General features: G+C 30.9%; 18 protein-coding genes. 9 read left to right on the top strand and 9 right to left on the bottom strand.

Annotated features, from left to right (window positions below; translation table 11 throughout):
* Positions 1-5: 5 nt before the first annotated feature.
* Positions 6-902: an NAD(P)H-dependent glycerol-3-phosphate dehydrogenase gene (locus SR62_RS05890; RefSeq protein ID WP_002859277.1), complete on the bottom strand. Its 897-nt coding sequence runs from the start codon at positions 900-902 to the stop codon at positions 6-8.
* A complete protein-coding gene (gene gatB, locus SR62_RS05895; protein WP_002859278.1) occupies positions 899-2,317 on the bottom strand; it encodes an Asp-tRNA(Asn)/Glu-tRNA(Gln) amidotransferase subunit GatB in 1,419 nt (472 codons plus the stop codon). Before gatB ends, SR62_RS05890 begins: the two co-directional genes overlap by 4 nt.
* Positions 2,318-2,431: 114 nt before the next feature.
* On the opposite strand from gatB, the gene luxS reads away from it, so the two are divergent.
* From luxS to metF, 5 genes are all read left to right on the top strand, one after another.
* A complete protein-coding gene (gene luxS, locus SR62_RS05900) occupies positions 2,432-2,926 on the top strand; it encodes an S-ribosylhomocysteine lyase (protein ID WP_002892718.1) in 495 nt (164 codons plus the stop codon).
* A 310-nt stretch (positions 2,927-3,236) separates the two neighbouring features.
* Positions 3,237-4,229 carry an isopenicillin N synthase family dioxygenase gene (locus tag SR62_RS05905; RefSeq protein ID WP_002867376.1) on the top strand — a complete coding sequence of 331 codons (993 nt, stop codon included), beginning with the start codon at positions 3,237-3,239 and terminating at the stop codon, positions 4,227-4,229.
* Between the two features lie 10 nt (positions 4,230-4,239).
* Complete coding sequence (locus SR62_RS05910; RefSeq protein ID WP_187106216.1) at positions 4,240-5,010, top strand: MetQ/NlpA family ABC transporter substrate-binding protein; 771 nt, start codon at positions 4,240-4,242, stop codon at positions 5,008-5,010.
* 11 nt (positions 5,011-5,021) lie between these two features.
* Positions 5,022-7,286: a 5-methyltetrahydropteroyltriglutamate--homocysteine S-methyltransferase gene (gene metE, locus SR62_RS05915; protein WP_147502307.1), complete on the top strand. Its 2,265-nt coding sequence runs from the start codon at positions 5,022-5,024 to the stop codon at positions 7,284-7,286.
* Positions 7,287-7,295: 9 nt separating this feature from the next.
* The gene (gene metF, locus SR62_RS05920) at positions 7,296-8,144 is read left to right on the top strand and encodes a methylenetetrahydrofolate reductase [NAD(P)H] (protein ID WP_002892722.1); all 849 of its coding nucleotides are present in this window, start codon (positions 7,296-7,298) and stop codon (positions 8,142-8,144) included.
* Positions 8,145-8,166: 22 nt separating this feature from the next.
* Here metF and SR62_RS05925 read toward each other — a convergent pair whose 3' ends face one another.
* The 5 genes from SR62_RS05925 to SR62_RS05945 all read right to left on the bottom strand — a co-directional run bounded on the left by SR62_RS05925 (position 8,167) and on the right by SR62_RS05945 (position 11,867).
* On the bottom strand, positions 8,167-8,358 hold the full coding sequence (locus SR62_RS05925; protein WP_002852856.1) for a membrane protein: 192 nt from the start codon (positions 8,356-8,358) through the stop codon (positions 8,167-8,169).
* Complete coding sequence (locus SR62_RS05930) at positions 8,355-9,035, bottom strand: F0F1 ATP synthase subunit A (RefSeq protein ID WP_002858390.1); 681 nt, start codon at positions 9,033-9,035, stop codon at positions 8,355-8,357. The genes SR62_RS05925 and SR62_RS05930 overlap by 4 nt, the downstream gene beginning before the upstream one ends.
* Before the next feature lie 68 nt (positions 9,036-9,103).
* Positions 9,104-10,444: a DNA repair protein RadA gene (gene radA, locus SR62_RS05935; RefSeq protein ID WP_002892723.1), complete on the bottom strand. Its 1,341-nt coding sequence runs from the start codon at positions 10,442-10,444 to the stop codon at positions 9,104-9,106.
* Complete coding sequence (gene ftsY, locus SR62_RS05940) at positions 10,444-11,310, bottom strand: signal recognition particle-docking protein FtsY (RefSeq protein WP_002892725.1); 867 nt, start codon at positions 11,308-11,310, stop codon at positions 10,444-10,446. The genes radA and ftsY overlap by 1 nt, the downstream gene beginning before the upstream one ends.
* Positions 11,310-11,867, bottom strand: a complete 558-nt coding sequence (locus tag SR62_RS05945; protein ID WP_002858112.1) for a TlpA family protein disulfide reductase — start codon at positions 11,865-11,867, stop codon at positions 11,310-11,312. The genes ftsY and SR62_RS05945 overlap by 1 nt, the downstream gene beginning before the upstream one ends.
* 82 nt (positions 11,868-11,949) lie before the next feature.
* On the opposite strand from SR62_RS05945, the gene SR62_RS05950 reads away from it, so the two are divergent.
* The 4 genes from SR62_RS05950 to SR62_RS05965 are packed head-to-tail and all read left to right on the top strand — an operon-like array spanning position 11,950 to position 15,875.
* Entirely contained in the window at positions 11,950-12,576 is a 627-nt protein-coding gene (locus tag SR62_RS05950; protein WP_002892726.1) for a 5-formyltetrahydrofolate cyclo-ligase, read from the top strand.
* A complete protein-coding gene (gene rny / locus SR62_RS05955) occupies positions 12,497-14,050 on the top strand; it encodes a ribonuclease Y (protein ID WP_002853829.1) in 1,554 nt (517 codons plus the stop codon). Before SR62_RS05950 ends, rny begins: the two co-directional genes overlap by 80 nt.
* Positions 14,051-14,058: 8 nt before the next feature.
* On the top strand, positions 14,059-14,616 hold the full coding sequence (locus SR62_RS05960) for a DedA family protein (RefSeq protein ID WP_002853883.1): 558 nt from the start codon (positions 14,059-14,061) through the stop codon (positions 14,614-14,616).
* The gene (locus SR62_RS05965; protein WP_002892727.1) at positions 14,616-15,875 is read left to right on the top strand and encodes a ComEC/Rec2 family competence protein; all 1,260 of its coding nucleotides are present in this window, start codon (positions 14,616-14,618) and stop codon (positions 15,873-15,875) included. Before SR62_RS05960 ends, SR62_RS05965 begins: the two co-directional genes overlap by 1 nt.
* Here the strand turns inward: SR62_RS05965 and SR62_RS05970 are convergent.
* Together SR62_RS05970 and SR62_RS05975 are read right to left on the bottom strand one after the other, a co-directional pair.
* Entirely contained in the window at positions 15,819-16,625 is an 807-nt protein-coding gene (locus SR62_RS05970) for a YihY/virulence factor BrkB family protein (RefSeq protein ID WP_002854134.1), read from the bottom strand. The two genes, SR62_RS05965 and SR62_RS05970, sit on opposite strands and share 57 nt — an antisense overlap.
* 3 nt (positions 16,626-16,628) lie before the next feature.
* On the bottom strand, positions 16,629-18,011 hold the full coding sequence (locus tag SR62_RS05975; protein WP_002892730.1) for an FAD-linked oxidase C-terminal domain-containing protein: 1,383 nt from the start codon (positions 18,009-18,011) through the stop codon (positions 16,629-16,631).
* Between the last annotated feature and the right edge of the window lie 2 nt (positions 18,012-18,013).

Here is an 18,013-nt window from a genome sequence, read left to right on the forward strand (position 1 = left end):
TTTCCTTAATCATTTTGTTTTAATAAATTCTGCGTTGCTTCTTGCACGCTTTTACCCTTAAAAATTGCCACTACTTCATTTACAATAGGTGTATAAATTCCTTTCATTTTTGCTAGTTTTTCTATAGCATAAGCAGTTTTTACACCTTCTGCTACTTCATTAAGTTCGGCTAAAATACTATCTAATTTTTGATTTTGCGCCAGTTTTAAACCCACTCTATAATTTCTTGATAAAACACTCGTTGCAGTTAAAAACAAATCCCCTGCCCCACTCAATCCTAAAAAAGTTTCTTCTTTAGTGCCAAAAAATTTACCAAAACGATGCATTTCTATAAGTCCTCTTGAAATCAGTGCTGCTCTTGCATTATTACCAAGTTTTAACCCATCACTAATCCCACTTGCAATTGCTAAAACATTCTTATAAGCACCACAAATTTCAGCACCACGAACATCATTATCAATATAAGTTTTAATAAAATCAGGGAAAAAACTTGCAAATTTTTTACAAAGCTCTTGATTTATCCCGCTAATCATCAAAGCAGTAGGAAGTTTTTGCATCACTTCAGCAGCAAAAGAAGGACCGCTTAAAACACAAAAATTTTCTTTTGGTACAAAATCTAAAAAAATTTCATCTAAAAATTGACAACTTTGATCTTCTATGCCTTTTGAAGCAATTAAAATTTTTTGTCCCTTGTTGATGAAATTTTCTTTAAGCCAAGCACGCATCCCTTGAGAACTTAAAGCAAAAACAAGATATTCACATTCTAAAGCTTCTTTTATACTAACAAAATCTTCTAAATCACGCTGATGCAAAGAACTGATAAAACAATTGTGATTTTCTTTTAAGGCTAGATGTAAAGCACTGCCCCATTTTCCCGCACCAATAACCGCTATACGCATCAACCAAGCTTTGTTTTTAAAATTTCATTTACTTTTGCAGGATTAAAAGCTCCTTTGCCTTCTTTCATGGTTTGACCTACAAAGAATCCAAAAAGCTTCTCTTTACCACTTTTATACTCTGCAACCTTATCGGCATTTGCATTTAAAATTTGTTCAATCACCGCTTCTATGGCTGAGTCATCACTTACTTGTTTAAGTCCTAGCTTTTCTATAGCTTCATCAATTTCCACGCTAGTATTTTCAAATACAAAAGCCAAAACATCTTTAGCCGCTTTTGCACTGATAGTGCCATCTTCTATGCGTTTAATTAAAACTCCAAGCTTTTGAGCATCTACAGGAGAATTTTCTATAGTCAATTCTCCTTTTAAAAGTCCCATAAGTTCAGTATTTAACCAATTTACGCAAAGTTTAGGATTTAAATTTTGAGAAATAAGACTTTCAAAAAAACGACTCATTTCTAAAGAACTGATTAAAACCTCTGCATCACTTTCTTTTATACCAAGCTTGTCTATAAAGCGTACTTTCTTCTCATCAGGAAGCTCAGGGATTTTAATATCCAAAAACTCATCTTTTAATAAAACAGGCAATAAATCAGGATCAGGAAAATAGCGATATTCTGCCGCTTCTTCTTTGCCACGCATACTTCTTGTAACCAAATTTGTCGTATCAAAAAGTCTAGTTTCTTGAACTACTTCTTGTTCGTAAGTTCCATCTTCCCAAGCCTCACTTTGTCTTTTTACCTCATATTCTATAGCTTTTTGGATAAAACGAAAAGAATTAAGATTTTTAATCTCTACTCTAGTATAAAGTTTTGTATCGCCCTTAGGTCTTATACTAACATTTGCATCGCATCTAAAACTTCCTTCTTGCATATTTGCATCTGAAATGTCTAAAAAGCGTATAATAGAATGAAGTTTTTTAAGATAAGCTACTGCCTCATCACTACTTCTAAGCTCAGGCTCACTGACAATCTCAAGCAAAGGAGTTCCTGCACGATTTAAGTCCACTTTAGAAAAATTATTTTCGTGGATATTTTTACCTGCATCTTCTTCTAAGTGTGCTCTTGTAATACCTATGCGTTTATTTTCACCCTTTACATTGATAAAAAGCTCACCCTTTTCTACTATAGGGATATCAAATTGTGAAATTTGATAGGCTTTAGGTAAATCTGGATAAAAATAATTCTTACGATTAAAAACACTTTTTTTATTAATTGTTGCATTGACAGCTTTTCCAAAAGCTATAGCTTTTTTTACAGCCTCTTCATTTAAAACAGGCAAAGCTCCTGGTAAGGCCAAACAAGTGGGACAAACATTAGTATTTGGAGCTTCTCCAAAAGAAGTTGCACATGAGCAAAAGATTTTTGTTTTTGTATTTAACTGAGTATGAACTTCAAGACCTATAACTACTTCAAACATAAAATTTCCTTGAATTTTTAAATGTTTTATTTTATCTTTTTTTCTTTTAGAAAGGCTTTAAATATTAACTTTAAATGCTATAATCCTTAGGCAATTTATATTTAAGGAGTTAAAATGCCATTATTAGACAGCTTTAAAGTTGACCATACTAAAATGCCAGCTCCTGCTGTGCGTTTAGCTAAAGTTATGAAAACACCTAAGGGTGATGATATTAGTGTATTTGATTTGCGTTTTTGCATACCAAATAAAGACATTATGAGCGAAAAAGGCACTCATACCTTAGAACATTTATTTGCAGGATTTATGAGAGATCATTTAAATTCAAATTCAGTTGAAATTATTGATATTTCACCTATGGGTTGTCGCACGGGTTTTTATATGAGTTTAATTGGAGCACCTGATGAGAAAAGTATTGCAAAAGCTTGGGAAGAAGCTATGAAAGATGTTTTAAGCGTAAGCGATCAAAGCAAAATTCCTGAACTTAATATCTATCAATGCGGAACTTGTGCCATGCATTCTTTAGATGAAGCCAAACAAATTGCCCAAAAGGTTTTAAATCTAGGTATTAGCATAATGAATAACAAAGAATTAAAACTCGAGAATGCTTAAAAAGAATCTTTATTTTTTAAACGATTAAGCTTTAATTAATATATTTTTATATATGATTTTGAAATTTTATTATTTTAAAAGGAGAAAAAATGAAACTGATGTGCGAGATGTGTAGTATCTAGTGCGTCCTTTGGCTTAACATTATGTTTCCAAAGGTCCAAAAAGTGGATAAGGAGATATAATGTGTAAGAAAGTCAAAAAAGTTTATTTTTTCAAAATACTCATTTAAAATCTTAACTTACAAAAATTTCTCTAATAAAATTTAATTCAAAATATCTTCTTATCCTTAATTTTAATTTAAGGAGCAAAAATGAATTTACCTATACTTGATTTACAAGCTTATGAAAAAGATAAAAGCACTTTTCTTAAAAATTTAAGAGAAATTGCTTCTAAAATAGGTTTTTTTTATCTTATCAATACCAGTATAGATAAAAATTTAAACGAGAAATTATTCAAACTTGGCAAAGAATTTTTTAATCTTTCTAGAAGTTCGAAAGAGCTTATTTCTATGGTACATTCTCCTCAATTTAGAGGTTATACTAGCGAAGGTTTTGAATACACAGCAGGAACTAAGGATTATAGAGAACAACTGGATATAGGCACAGAAAGAGATGCTTTAAACTGGAATTTAAACTCACCCTTATGGCAAAGACTAGAAGGTCCTAATCTTTGGCCTAGTGAAATTCCAGAACTTAAAAAAACTTTCTTAACTTGGCACAAACAAACCAAAAAAGCTTGTTTAAAGCTTTTAAAAACCTTTGCTCAAGCTCTTGATCTACCTAGCAATGCTTTTGATAAACTTTATGGAGAAAATTCTTACGAACATTGTAAAATCATACATTATCCAAAAAGCTCAAAAAATATCACTCAAGGCGTAGGTTCACATAAAGATGGTGGGCTTATCACTTTTGTTTTTCAAGAAAAACAAAGTGGACTTGAAGCTTTTATAGATGGTAAATGGCTTAGTATACCCCCACTTGAAAATAGCGTTGTAGTTAATATAGGAGAATTTTTAGAACTAGCTACCAATGGCTATTTAAAAGCTACTATTCACCGCGTGAATTTAAGCCCAAAAGAACGCTTTAGCATAGCTTATTTTCTTGGAGTGCAACTTGATAAGGATATACCTATTTTTAAGTTAAATCCAGAGCTTGCTAAAGAAAGCAAAGGTGTGGATACTGATCCTAAAAATCCACTTTTAAGAAATGTTGCAAGTAATTATTTTAAAAGAATGATACGCTCTCATCCTGATGTAGCAAGTATTTATCATAGTGACTTGATAGAAAAATTTAGTTTTGCATAAAGGAGAAAAAATGACTTTATTTACTAAAGCTTTTTGCGTCGCTACTCTTTTTACCGGTTTTGCATGGGCAGATGAAGAACTTAAAGTTGGCTCTTCTATAACACCTCATGCAGATATTTTAAGATTTATAAAATCAGCACTTCAAAAACAAGGTTATGATTTAAAAATTTATGAATTTAATGATGGGGTAATCCCTAATGTAATGGTTGAAAATGGTGAGTTAGATGCTAATTATTTTCAGCATGAACCTTATTTAAAAGAATTCAATCAAAGGCAAGGCACCCATCTTGTAAAAGTTGCCAGTATCCATATAGAACCTATGGCAGTGTATTCAAAAAAATATAAAGAATTTAACCCAGAGGAAGGACAAAGCATTTCTATACCCAATAATCCTACAAATGAAAGCCGTGCTTTACGCATTATAGCAAGCAAAGGACTTATAGAAGTTAAGGATAATGAGCTCATCACTCCTTTAGATATCACTAAAAATCCTAAGAAGCTTAAATTTGTAGAGTTAAAAGACGCTCAACTTACAAGAAGTTTAGATGATGTAGATTATTCTCTTATTAATAGCAATTTTGCTATTTTAGTAGGTTTAAACCCTGTAAAAGATGGGCTTTATACAGAAAGTAAGTATAGTGAATATGGCAATATCATCGCCGTTAAAGAAGGTAATGAAAACCTTCCTAAAATCAAAACCCTAGTAAAGGCTTTGCAAAGCGATGAAGTTAAAAAATTTATAGAAGAAAAATATCAGGGTGCTTTAATCCCTACATTTTAAGGAGAACAAATATGAAAAATTCAATCATTTCTTATCCAAGAATAGGTGCAAATAGAGAATTAAAATTTGCTATTGAAAAATACTTTAAAAACCAAAGTTCAAAAGAGGAGCTTTTAAAAAGCGCTAAGGATTTAAGGATTAGACACTGGCAAGAAATTCAAAAAGCTGGCATTGATTTTATCCCTAGTAATGATTTTTCACTTTATGATAATGTCTTAGATGCGGCTGTGCTTTTTAACATTGTTCATACAAAGTATAAAAATTTAAATTTAGATGCTTTAGATGAATACTTTGCTCAAAGTCGAGGTTATCAAGGAGAAAATGGAGATGTTACAGCCTTAGCAATGAAAAAATGGTTCAATACAAATTATCATTATTTGGTGCCTGAGTGTGATAATGCTGATATTATAGCTTTAACAGGGGATAAAATTTTTAAAGAATATCTCGAAGCTAAAGAGCTTGGCATAGAAAGCAAGCCTGTTTTAATAGGCATTTTCACACTTTTTAAACTCATTGCCTTTAAAGATGAAAAAACTCAAAAACTCGCCAAAGAAAAGCTTTTAAACGCTTACATAGAGCTTTTTGATAAACTAAATGAACTTAAAGTGACATGGCTTGAACTTGATGAGCCTTATTTGGTTTATGATTTAAGCAAGGAAGATATCGCTTTGTTTGAAGAATTTTACCAAGAACTTTTAAATCACAAAAAAAATCTTAAAATTTTACTTCAAAGCTATTTTGGAGACTTAAGAGATATTTATTCTAAACTTTTAGAAAGCAAATTTGATGCTTTGGGGCTTGATTTTATCGAAGGTAAACAAAGTTTAGCTTTAGTTCAAAAATACGGCTTTGCTAAAGATAAAATCCTTTTTGCAGGTCTTATTAACGGCAAAAATATCTATGCTAATGATTATGCTAAAAGCCTAAAGCTTGTTAAAGAGCTTCAAAAATATACACAAAATATCGTCTTAAACACTTCTTGCTCACTTTTGCATGTGCCTTATAGCACTGAATTTGAAAGCAAATTAGATTCAAGCTATCTTAAACTTTTTGCCTTTGCTAAAGAAAAACTTCAAGAACTTCAAGATTTAAAAGAAATTCTAAATTCTAGCGAAGAAAATCCGCTCTTTAGAGCCAATCAAGAGCTTTTTAAAAATATCCCGGAGCGTTTAGATGAAAAAGTCAAAGCAAGGCTTAAGGCTTTAAAAAAAGAAGATTTTACCAGAACGCCTAGTTTTAAAGAACGCGCCTTAATCCAAAAAGAATTTTTAAAACTCCCTCTTTTACCAACCACAACCATAGGTTCCTTTCCTCAAAGTGCCGATGTAAGATCTAATCGCCTTGCCTTTAAGCAAGAAAAAATTTCAGCTCAAAACTACACTGAATTTAACCAACAAAAAATCAAAGAATGCATACAAATTCAAGAAGAAATAGGACTTGATGTTTTAGTGCATGGAGAATTTGAAAGAAATGATATGGTGGAGTATTTTGGAGAGAATTTAAAGGGCTTTTTATTTACTCAAAATGGCTGGGTTCAAAGCTATGGCACAAGGTGCGTTAAGCCTCCTGTGATTTGGGGTGATGTATCACGCACAAAGCCTATTACCCTAGCTTGGTCTAAATTTGCACAAAGTTTAAGTCAAAAAATCGTAAAAGGCATGCTAACTGGGCCTGTAACCATACTTAATTGGTCCTTTCCAAGAGAAGACATCAGTCTAAAAGAAAGCACTGAGCAAATTGCCTTAGTTATAAGAGATGAAGTATTAGATCTTGAAAATGCAGGTATAAAAATCATACAAATTGATGAAGCCGCTTTGCGTGAAAAACTGCCTTTAAGAAAAAGCGATTGGCATAGTGAGTATTTAGATTGGGCTATTCCTGCTTTTAATCTTGTGCATAGTGGGGTAAAAGCTAAAACTCAAATTCACACTCATATGTGTTATAGTGAATTTAGCGATATCTTAAAAGAAATTGACGCTATGGATGCTGATGTGATTTCTTTTGAAGCTTCAAGATCAAACTTAAGTCTTTTAGATACCCTAAAAGCTATTCATTTTAAAACCAAAGTTGGACCAGGAGTTTATGATATACATAGCCCTAGAGTTCCAAGCGTAGAAGAATTAAGTTTAACTATAGAAAAAATTTTAAACAAATTACCTAAAGAACAAATTTGGATCAATCCAGACTGCGGACTTAAAACAAGGGCTTATGAAGAAGTCATAGCCTCTCTTAAAAATTTAGTTACGGCTACGCAAAAAATACGAAAACAATTATAAGGAGTTTTTATGTGCAATTTTTCTTTTGAAGTTTTTCCACCAAGAAAAGATGAAAATATCAAAAATCTTCATGCTATCTTAGATGATTTAGGGCAATTAAGCCCTAATTTTATCAGCGTAACCTTTGGAGCTGGAGGCTCTGTTAACTCACAAAACACTTTAGAAATTGCAAGCTTAATCCAGAAAGAATATCAAATTCCTAGCATAGTACATTTACCTTGTATCCATTCTAGTAAAGAAAAAATCACTCAGATACTTCAAAAATGCAAAGAAAAAAATCTTAATCAAATTCTTGCTCTAAGAGGCGACATATGTGAGAATTTAGAAAAAAGCAAAGATTTTTCTTATGCTAGTGATTTAATTTCTTTTATAAAAAAACAAGAATATTTTGAAATTTATGCCGCATGCTATCCTGAAAAACATAATGAATCTAAAAATTTCATCGAGGATATACACCATCTTAAAACTAAGGTAAATGCAGGAACAGACAAGCTCATTACTCAACTTTTTTACGATAATGAAGATTTTTATACTTTTAAACAAAATTGTGCTTTAGCAGGTATTGACATACCTATTTACGCAGGTATTATGCCTATTACTAACAAAAGACAGGTTTTAAAAATTTCTCAACTTTGCGGAGCTAAAATCCCTCCTAAATTTGTTAAAATTTTAGAAAAATATGAAAATAATACTTTGGCTTTAGAAGATGCAGGTATCGCGTATGCTTGCGATCAAATTGTCGATTTAATCACAAGTGGTGTAGATGGAATTCATCTTTATACTATGAATAAATCCAAAGCAGCTATTAAAATTTATGAAGCTGTAAAGTATTTGCTTAAAGAAGAGCTTCATGCTTAGAAAATAAACTATTTTTTTGCTTTTATCTTAACTTATTTTCATTTTTCAGCTTATGGTTTTCTATAAGTAAAACAAAAATTAAAGATAAAAGCAAACCTGGTATAATACCCAAGCAAAGATAGAAAAAAGAATTATATTTAAAAAAGAAGAAAAGTGCACCAAAAAGCATTAAAGCTAAAGATGCGCCTTTGAAAAATTCTAAAATATAGATCAATGACCTTCCTCAACAACAGTTGCACCCGCTAAATATACATAAGTTAAAATCATAAAAATAAAAGCTTGTAAAAATGCCATAAAAGTTAAAAGCACATAAGCAGGAAGTGGAGCTATATAAGGAACTAAAGCTAAAATTACCATTAAAAATAAATCGTCGCCTTTAATATTTCCAAACAAACGGAAAGACAAAGAAACCACACGAGAAAGATGAGAGACTATCTCTATAGGAAACATCAAAGGAGCTAAAAGTTTAATAGGTCCCATGAAATGAGCAAAATACTTTACAAAACCTTGTGCCCTAATACCCTCAAAATGATAATATACAAAAACTATAATAGCTAAGGACAAAGTCAAATTTAAACTTGCAGTTGGAGCGTGAAAACCAGGTATTATACCTATAATATTACTAAAAAACACTATAATCCCCAAAGTTGCAACCAAAGGAAGATATTTTCTTGCACCTTTTTCACTTCCCATGGTATCTCTACCCATAGATAAAACTCCCTCTAAAAAAGCCTCACCTAAATTTTGCATACCGCGTGGAACAAGTTGCATAGAACGAGTAGCCATCATAGCCACTATAACAGCAATTAAAGCTACCAAACCTATGTGAAAAAAATAAGAAAAAGTATGACTTGCATCAAGCAAAGAGCTAAATAAAAATAAATCTTTCATGGTTTCCTCAAAAATTTTATTCTAAACTCGAAATTTTAGCAAAATCTTACTTATATTTTAATGAAAATTTACATCCATTCTAAAACTTGCGAAAGTTCTTTAGCAACAAAACACTTAAGCCCTATATCTTCCAAAGGCTTAGAAGGAACAATGGCATTTTTAAATTTTTGCATTTTAGCTTCTTTTAAACGCGTATCAAGGCTAAAAACCTCTCTAATTTCTCCATTTAAACTAAGCTCCCCTATAAAAATACTATCTTTGCTCAAAGGGCGATTTTTAAAACTTGAAATAATAGCTGCAACCACAGCCAAATCCGCAGCAGTTTCACTTACTTTTACTCCACCGCTAATATTTACAAATACATCATAATGCCCTAAAGGAATTTCAAGTTTTCTTTCAAGCAAAGCCAAAAGCATATCTAAGCGATTTTTTTCATATCCTGTAGCGCTGCGTTTTGGATAAGAGCTTTCACACACTAAAGCTTGAACTTCTAAAACCAAGGCACGAGATCCTTCCATCACAACACCTAAAGCACTTCCTGAAATAGCCTTTCCACGAGTAAAAAAACGATTTGCTAAATCTTTTGCGCTAATCAAACCCTTAGCAGTCATCTCAAAAATACCTACTTCATTCGTTCCACCAAAACGATTTTTAAAGCCTCTTAAAAGTCTGATTTCTTTAGTAGCATCTCCTTCAAAATAAAGCACCACATCTACCATATGCTCAAGAACCCTAGGTCCTGCTATAGCACCTTCTTTAGTAATGTGCCCTATGATAAAAGTACTGATATTATAAGCCTTACTCACACGCATAAGCTCAAAAGTAATCTCACGCACTTGAGTGATGCTTCCTGCTGCTGAAGTGATTTTATTTGAATATAAAGTTTGTATAGAATCAACGATAAGAATGCTATAATCTTTTTTGTGCAATTCTTCTAAAATATTTTCAAGGCAAAGTTCAGTAAGTAAAAATAAATTCGGAGTATTAGCCTCAAGGCGATCAGCTCTTAATTTAATCTGGGCTTTACTTTCTTCGCCACTGACATAAAGCACTTTTTTACCTTGTTTAGCTAAATTTGAAGCAATTTTTAACAAAAGCGTAGATTTTCCCACACCTGGACTTCCGCCTATAAGCACTAAAGAACCTTCAACAAGCCCTCCACCTAAAACCAAATCAAGCTCATTATCATCTGTGCTGTATCTTGTAAAATATTCCAACTCCACATCTTCAATACAAACAGCTTCACTTGTTTTCATACTAACTTGCGCAAGCTCTTTTAAAACTTTAATTTGCTCAGCTTTTAATTCTATAAAACTATCCCAAGCTCCACAATCAGGACATTTTCCAAGCCATTTGCTTTGTTGATTTCCACAAGCTTGACATTCAAAAAGTGCTTTATTCTTTGCCATTATTCAAAAATAGGATCTAATAAAGTATCTAAGTAAGCACTTGCATTAAATTCTTGTAAATCCGTCATTTGCTCACCCACGCCTACATAAAAAATAGGAAGCTCAAGCTCTCTTGCTATACCAAAAAGTGCACCCCCTTTAGCTGTCCCATCAAGCTTTGTAATAATCACACCATCAAGTTTTACAAGCTCATTAAAAGCTTTAGCTTGTAAAATTCCAGCATTTCCCTGTGTTCCATCTAAAACTAAAATTTTTCTATGGGGTGCACCTTCTAAAGCTTTGTTTGAAATTCTCACAATTTTTTCAAGCTCATGAGCTAAATTTTTTTGATTTTGCAAACGTCCTGCTGTATCGATAATAACTCTATCAAAATCCTTTGCTTTTGCTTTAGAAATGGTATCAAAAGCAACCGCTGAAGGATCATGCCCTTGTGCAGTTAAAACTATATCTACATCCACTTTTTGCGCCCAAAGTTTTAATTGCTCAATCGCACCTGCTCTAAAAGTATCACACGCTCCTAAAATCACTTTTTGATTTTGGTTTTTGTATAAATAAGCAAGCTTGGCAATACTTGTTGTTTTTCCTGCTCCATTTACTCCTAAAATAAGCTCTACAAAAGGTTTTTCTTGATTGGTTTCTTTTTTTTCATAAAGAAAATAAGAACCCATAACACGCTTTAAATCTTCTTTTTTTACTTCATTTTGAGGTGGTAAATAATAAATTATCTCTTCAACTATTTCATAACTTACATCTGCTTCAAGCAAAATTTCTTCAAGCAAATCTTTGGTTATCTTTTTATTCTCTCCTTTAACTCCAACAATATTTTCAAGAGTTTTTGCAAGTCCTTTTTTAAAAAAATTAAACATTAAAGTATAGCCTTTTGTATATCAATTTCTAGCATTTCTTCAGGAATAAGCCCTAAATACTGATTAATCAATTTAGAATGCTTGTTGTAAAGAAACATGGTAGGAATTCCATTTACCCCACCTAAAGCTTTAGCTAAAAGATAGTTATTTTCACCATTAGCGACTTTATAAGATATTTTATGCTGTTCTATAAATTTTTGAATCTCATCGTTAGATTTATCTTCTAATAAAACCCCAACTATATTAAAATCATTATTATACTTTTCTTGTAATTTATTAAGATGAGGGATTTCAGCAATGCAAGGGGTACACCAAGTGGTAAAAAATACAAACAAAGTTACCTTATCTTCATCGTTGAAATTTAAAACGGCATTTTCTTTTTTAACTGAAATTGATCCTCCATCAATCAAATTAAGTTTAAAATTCATATCATCACTTTGATTTATACTTGCCTCGGTGCTTAAATTTACATCATTTTGCTGCTTTTCTTTATCATTGCTACAAGCAACAAACAAACAAGATATTGCCACTAGTAAAAGTATTTTTTTAATCTTCATTATTTATCAATCCTTTATTATTCTTTATAAAAATGCTAAAATTATAACATACATAAGATAATATTTTTTTAAAGGCATATTAATGGAAAAAACAGATTTTAGGGCATTGCAAAAAATACGCCTTTTCAAACATTCAAGACTAAATTTCAAACAAGATTATAAAATATTTAAAGAATGTCTTAAAATAATAAAACTATTTAAAGCTAAAAATATTTTAATTTTTATTCCTTTGCATTATGAACCAAACTTAATAAAATTTCGCCATATTCTTAATAAAAATTACAAACTTTTTGTTCCATTTATGCAAGATAAAAGTTTAAAAATTGTAAAATTAAGATTGCCTTTTATTAAAAAAAGGTTTGGGGTTTTAGAGCCTATAGATTCTTTTTTTAAAGCAAAAATTGATTTAGCTATTGTGCCTGTAATTGGCGTCGATAAAAATTTAAAAAGAATAGGACATGGGCAAGGTTTTTATGATAGATTTTTTGAAAATTTAAATTACAAACCTCATATAATATTTGTCCAAAGTATAGATGCTTTAAGTCAAAATAATCTAACACAAAAGCATGATATTTCAGGAAAATTATACATAAACCCTTATAAAAAATATTACAAGAAAGAAAGAAAAAATGATAGAATCACTTATCGCACTTATAGCCGCTATAGTCGGACTCGGTATAGGATATTTAGTTGCAAAAAAAATCAATGATGCCAAATATGAAATTTTCGTAGAACAAGCCAAAGCCAAAGCCAAAGCTATAGAATACGAAGCGGAGCTTATTTTAAAAGATGCAAAAAATTCAATTCTTAATGCAGAATTAGAAGTTAAAAAAAAATACGAAGAAAAAACTCACAAAATTCAAAAAGATTTTAATCAAAAATTTGATGATCTTTCTAAAAAAGAACAAAAACTTCAGCAAGAAGAAGAAAAACTAAAAGAAGATAAAGAATACCTTTGCAAGTCACAAAAACACATTCAAGACTTACAATCTGATGTTGATAAATTAAAAAACAAATATCAAGAAAAACTTGACGATGTTTTAAAAATTTTAGAACATTCTACAGGACTTACACAAAATGAAGCCAAAGAAATCATTCTTAAAAAAGTAGAAGAAAATTCTCGCGAGCAAATTGCACATATAGTAAGAAAATATGAAGAAGAAGCAAAAAATGAAGCCAAAAGAAAAGCTAATTTCATCATTGCTCAAGCTACCTCTCGTTTTGCAGGTGAATTTGCAGCTGAAAGACTTATCAATGTTATTAACATTAAAAACGATGAACTTAAAGGACGTATCATTGGTAAAGAAGGGCGCAATGTTAAAACCTTAGAAATGGTTTTAGGTGTTGATATTATCATCGATGATACACCAGGTGCTATTATAGTAAGTTGTTTTAATCTTTATCGCCGTGCTATTGCTACAAAAGTTATAGAACTTTTAGTTGAAGATGGTAGAATTCAACCCGCGCGCATAGAAGAAATTCACGAAAAAGTGTGTAAAGAATTTGATAGTGCTATTCTAGAAGAAGGCGAAACCATAGTTATGGATCTAGGTTTAAATAAAATACACCCTGAAATTGTAAAACTCATAGGAAAACTCAAATACCGAGCAAGCTATGGACAAAACGCTTTAGCACATTCTTTGGAAGTGGCTCACCTTGCAGGAATCATTGCCGCTGAGTGTGGTGGGGATGAGAATTTAGCACGTCGTGCGGGAATTTTACATGATATAGGAAAAGCATTAACCCATGATTTTGAAGGATCTCATGTGGATTTAGGCGCAGAACTTTGCAAACGCTATAAAGAGCATCCTGTAGTAATCAATGCTATTTACGCACATCATGGACACGAAGAAGCTACAAGCATAGAATCAGCAGCTGTTTGTGCAGCAGATACTTTAAGTGCTGCACGACCTGGAGCTAGAAGAGAAGTATTAGAAGCTTTCTTAAAAAGAGTCAGTGAGCTAGAAGATATCGCTAAAAGCAAAGAAGGAATTAAAAATGCCTATGCAATCAATGCCGGAAGAGAAATTCGCGTCATAGCCAATGCTCAGCTTGTTAATGATGATGAAAGTGTACTTTTGGCTAAGGAAATAGCAGCTGAAATTCAAGAAAAAATGCAATATCCTGGTGAAATTAAAGTCAATGTTATACGTGAACTTAGAGCTGTAGAATACGCTAAATAAGGTTTATTATGCAAGATATGATTGATACTTTAATAAAATATGGTTATATTGTTTTATTCTTTTACTCTTTAGGGGGCGGAATGGTTGGAATTTTAGCCGCAGGAGTTTTAAGTTCTCAAGGAAAAATGGATCTTAGTTTTTGCATTGCTCTTGCTTTTATTGCTAATACCATAGGTTCAACTTTGCTTTTTATACTTGGAAAATATTATAAAAAAGATATTATGCCTTATTTTAAAAAACACCGACGCAAGCTAGCCCTTGCTATGATGAAAACAAAACAACACGGAATTATTTTGCTTGTAACTCAAAAATTTATTTATGGTTTAAAAACTTTCATTCCCATAGCTGCAGGTATGGCAAAATATAATTTTATTAAATTTTTTATTATCAATACTCTAGCTAGTTTGGCATGGGCTATTGTTCTAGGTTTTGCTGCTTATACTTTTGGGTATGTTATTGAAGCAATTTTTGATAAACTGAGTTTATATCCTTATACTGCTCCTTTATTTTTATTATTTTTAGCTGGAATAATTTGGCTCTATTTAAGTAAATTTTCCAAAAAATAATGTCTCTATGGAATTCTTTTTCTTACTCTTTTAAAGAATTTCATTATTTATTTTTATCTGTTGTTATTATTTTTATTTTTAATATCCTTTTAGAATATAATAATTTTTTAAACTTTAAAAACCAAAAACATTACTTTATAAATAACGCTCTATTAACGCACCAATATACAAAATATAATAAAAAAAATAAAAAATACTGGGTTTTAAAGTTACAAACTGAAAACTTCACTTTTTATACTACAAGTTTTAAGGATTTAAATTTAAGCAATAATCAACTTTTAAGCCTTAGAATTATCACCCATAATATTAACTTTAAAGACTATCTGAGCAAAAGTTTTTATGCACCTTCTTACGATTTTGAAAAATTAAAAGAAAAAGAATACAATCCCATTATATCTTACTTCTTAAATCAACATACAAATGAAAAAATTAAAGAATTTTATGGTGCTTTATTTTTTGCACTGCCCATATCTTTAGAGCTTAGAAACGATGTAAATTACTACGGCATAGCACACCTTATAGCAATTAGCGGTTATCACATAGGCTTGCTTTTTAGTTTAATTTTCTTTATTTTAGCTCCAATTTATAGTTTTTTCCAAAAAAGATATTTTCCTTATAGAAATTTACGTTTAGATTTAAGTATTTTAATTTTTACACTACTTTTAGCTTATGCTTGTTTAATAGGATTTGTCCCTTCTTTTGTGCGCTCCTTGATTATGGCTTTTTGGGTTTTTTATCTATTGTGTAAAAATATAAAAATTATTAATTTCTTTACGCTTTTTTGTAGTATTTTATTGTGTATTTCTCTTTACCCTAGACTTTTATTTAGTATTGGATTTTTATTTTCTATTTTAGGTGTTTTTTATATTTTTTTATATATGCATCATTTTGCAAATAAATTTAATAATCTTATAAATATTATTTTGCTTAATATTTGGACTTTTTTTGCTATGGTTTTACCTGTGCTTTATTTTTTTCCACTTATAAGCTACCAACAAATTTTAGGTATTATTTTGAGTGGAATTTTTGTAATATTTTATCCTTTAGTATTATTTTTGCATCTTATAAACTATGGAGATTTGCTCAATTTTATCTTAGATGAATTTTTTAAATTTAAAATTTATGGAACTAATATCTATATCCCATTTTGGATTTTTATAAGTTATCTTATTGCTTCTTTAATCTCTGTGCGATTTAAATATCTAGCTTTTCTTTGTATTTTTGCGAATTTTATTCCCTTCATTATGATTGTAATTTAGAAAATAATAGAGTTTAAGCCCAAAAAGATAAATAATCCAAGAAATATAAATCCAAATAAAAAAGAATAAAATAGTAGAAAAAGATCCATAAACACTAGCGTATGTTTTATTATATACCACATAATATACAAATAAATTTTTTCCTATATACCAAATAGCACCCGCTCCAAAAGATACTAAAGCTAAACTTTTAAGAGTTCCCTTATGAACAGAACTTGAATAAGATATAAAAAATAAACCCCAAATAATTACAAAGGGTAAAATTTCAAAAAAATTAAACCCTATTTTATAATCATCTAAAGTTTGTTGGATAAAACCTGAAATATAAAAACTAAGCCCAAGCCCCAAAGGAACAAGAGTTAAAAGAGTCCAATAAGAACTAATGCTTTGCCAAAGTCCTTTAGGTTCATTTTTAGTAATACGATTGATTACAAAATCATAGCCTGAAAAAAAAGCTAAAGAAGTAAATGCCATAGCAATAAGACCTACAATACCCAAATTTACACTATTTTTTAAAAAAGTATCGATGTAAGTAGCAACAACATCTTGTTGCGTTGGTATTAAAAAAGCAAAAATTACTTGCTTTGCTTTTTCATAATAAGCTTTAAAACTAGAAATTTGCGTAAAAACAGAAAAACATACAAATAAAATAGGTATTAAAGATAATACAGTATAAAAACTAAGCGCTGCTGCATAATTTAAAATTTCCTTATCACGCAAATTTAGCAAAATAGTAAAAAAATTTTTCACCTTCTAAAGTCCCATTTTAAAAGGATTTAGTATATTATTTGGATCAAAAGCTTTTTTAATATTTCTCATTAAATTCATTTCGGCTTCAGAAAAAGCTAAATTCATAAAAGGTGCTTTAGAAAGCCCAATACCATGCTCTCCGCTTAAAGTTCCTCCAAGTTTCACTGTTAATTTAAAAATTTCTTCCACAGCTTCATAGCCTTTTTTCACCTGCTCTTTATCATTTTTATCAGGAACCATAACATTAGTATGCACATTTCCATCCCCTGTATGTCCAAAACAAGGAATTTTAAAACCATATTTTTTAGAAATCTCATCTATACCTTCAAGCAAAGCAGGTAGTTTAGAACGCGGAACTGTAATATCTTCATTAAGTTTTAAAGTTCCATACATGGCAATGCTTTGAGAACAATTTCTTCTAGCAAACCAAATATCTGCGGCTTCTTGTTCGTCTTTTGCTATTTTAAATTCACTAGCTCCAGCTTCTAAAAAATAATGTTCTAAATTTCTTAAATCCTCATCAATAGCCTCTTTAACATTACCATCCACATCAGCAATCAAAATAGCTCCAGCTTCTATAGGCAAACCTTTGTTAAATTTACTCTCAACCGCTCTAATGCTAAGATTATCTAAAAATTCCATAGATACAGGACTTACACCGCTAGCAAGACTTTTGTAAACCGCATTCATAGCACTTTTTACACTTGGAAAAATAGCAAAAGCAGTTTTTTTGAATTTAGGTAAAGGTATTAATTTTAAAGTAAGCTCACTTAAAACTGCCAAAGAACCTTCACTAGCGATTAAAATTCCTGCCAAATTATAACCTGCTACATCTTTAATAGTGCGTTTTCCTGCACGAATGATTTCTCCGCTAGACAAAACAGCCCTTAAAGCCATCACATAATCTTTTGTAATGCCATATTTTGCAGCTCTCATTCCCCCAGCATTTTCGCTTACATTACCCCCTAAGCTAGAATACTCCATGCTAGCAGGGTCAGGCGGATAAAAAAGTCCGTATTTAGCCACTTCTTTTTGTAAATGTATATTAATAACCCCAGGTTGCACAACAGCCACTAAATTTTCAAGATCAATTTCCAAAATTTTATTCATATGCTTTTCAAAAGCAAGCACCACACCGCCATTAACAGCTAAAGCTCCTCCTGTAAAACCAGATCCTGAGCCTCGTGGTATGACTATGATATTATTTTCATTGCAAAATTTTAAAATTTGAGCAATATCTTCTTCATTTCTTGGAAAAAGAACCCCATCGGGTAAATAATGTTTTTTTGTCGCATCATAGCTATAAGCTCTTTTGTGAATTTCATCAAAATAAGCGTTTTCTTCTCCTAAAAATCGTTTAAAATATTGTTCAAATTCTTTTTTCATGT

It is taken from the genome of Campylobacter sp. 2014D-0258, assembly GCF_008000495.1.
Classification (GTDB): Bacteria; Campylobacterota; Campylobacteria; order Campylobacterales; family Campylobacteraceae; genus Campylobacter_D; species Campylobacter_D jejuni.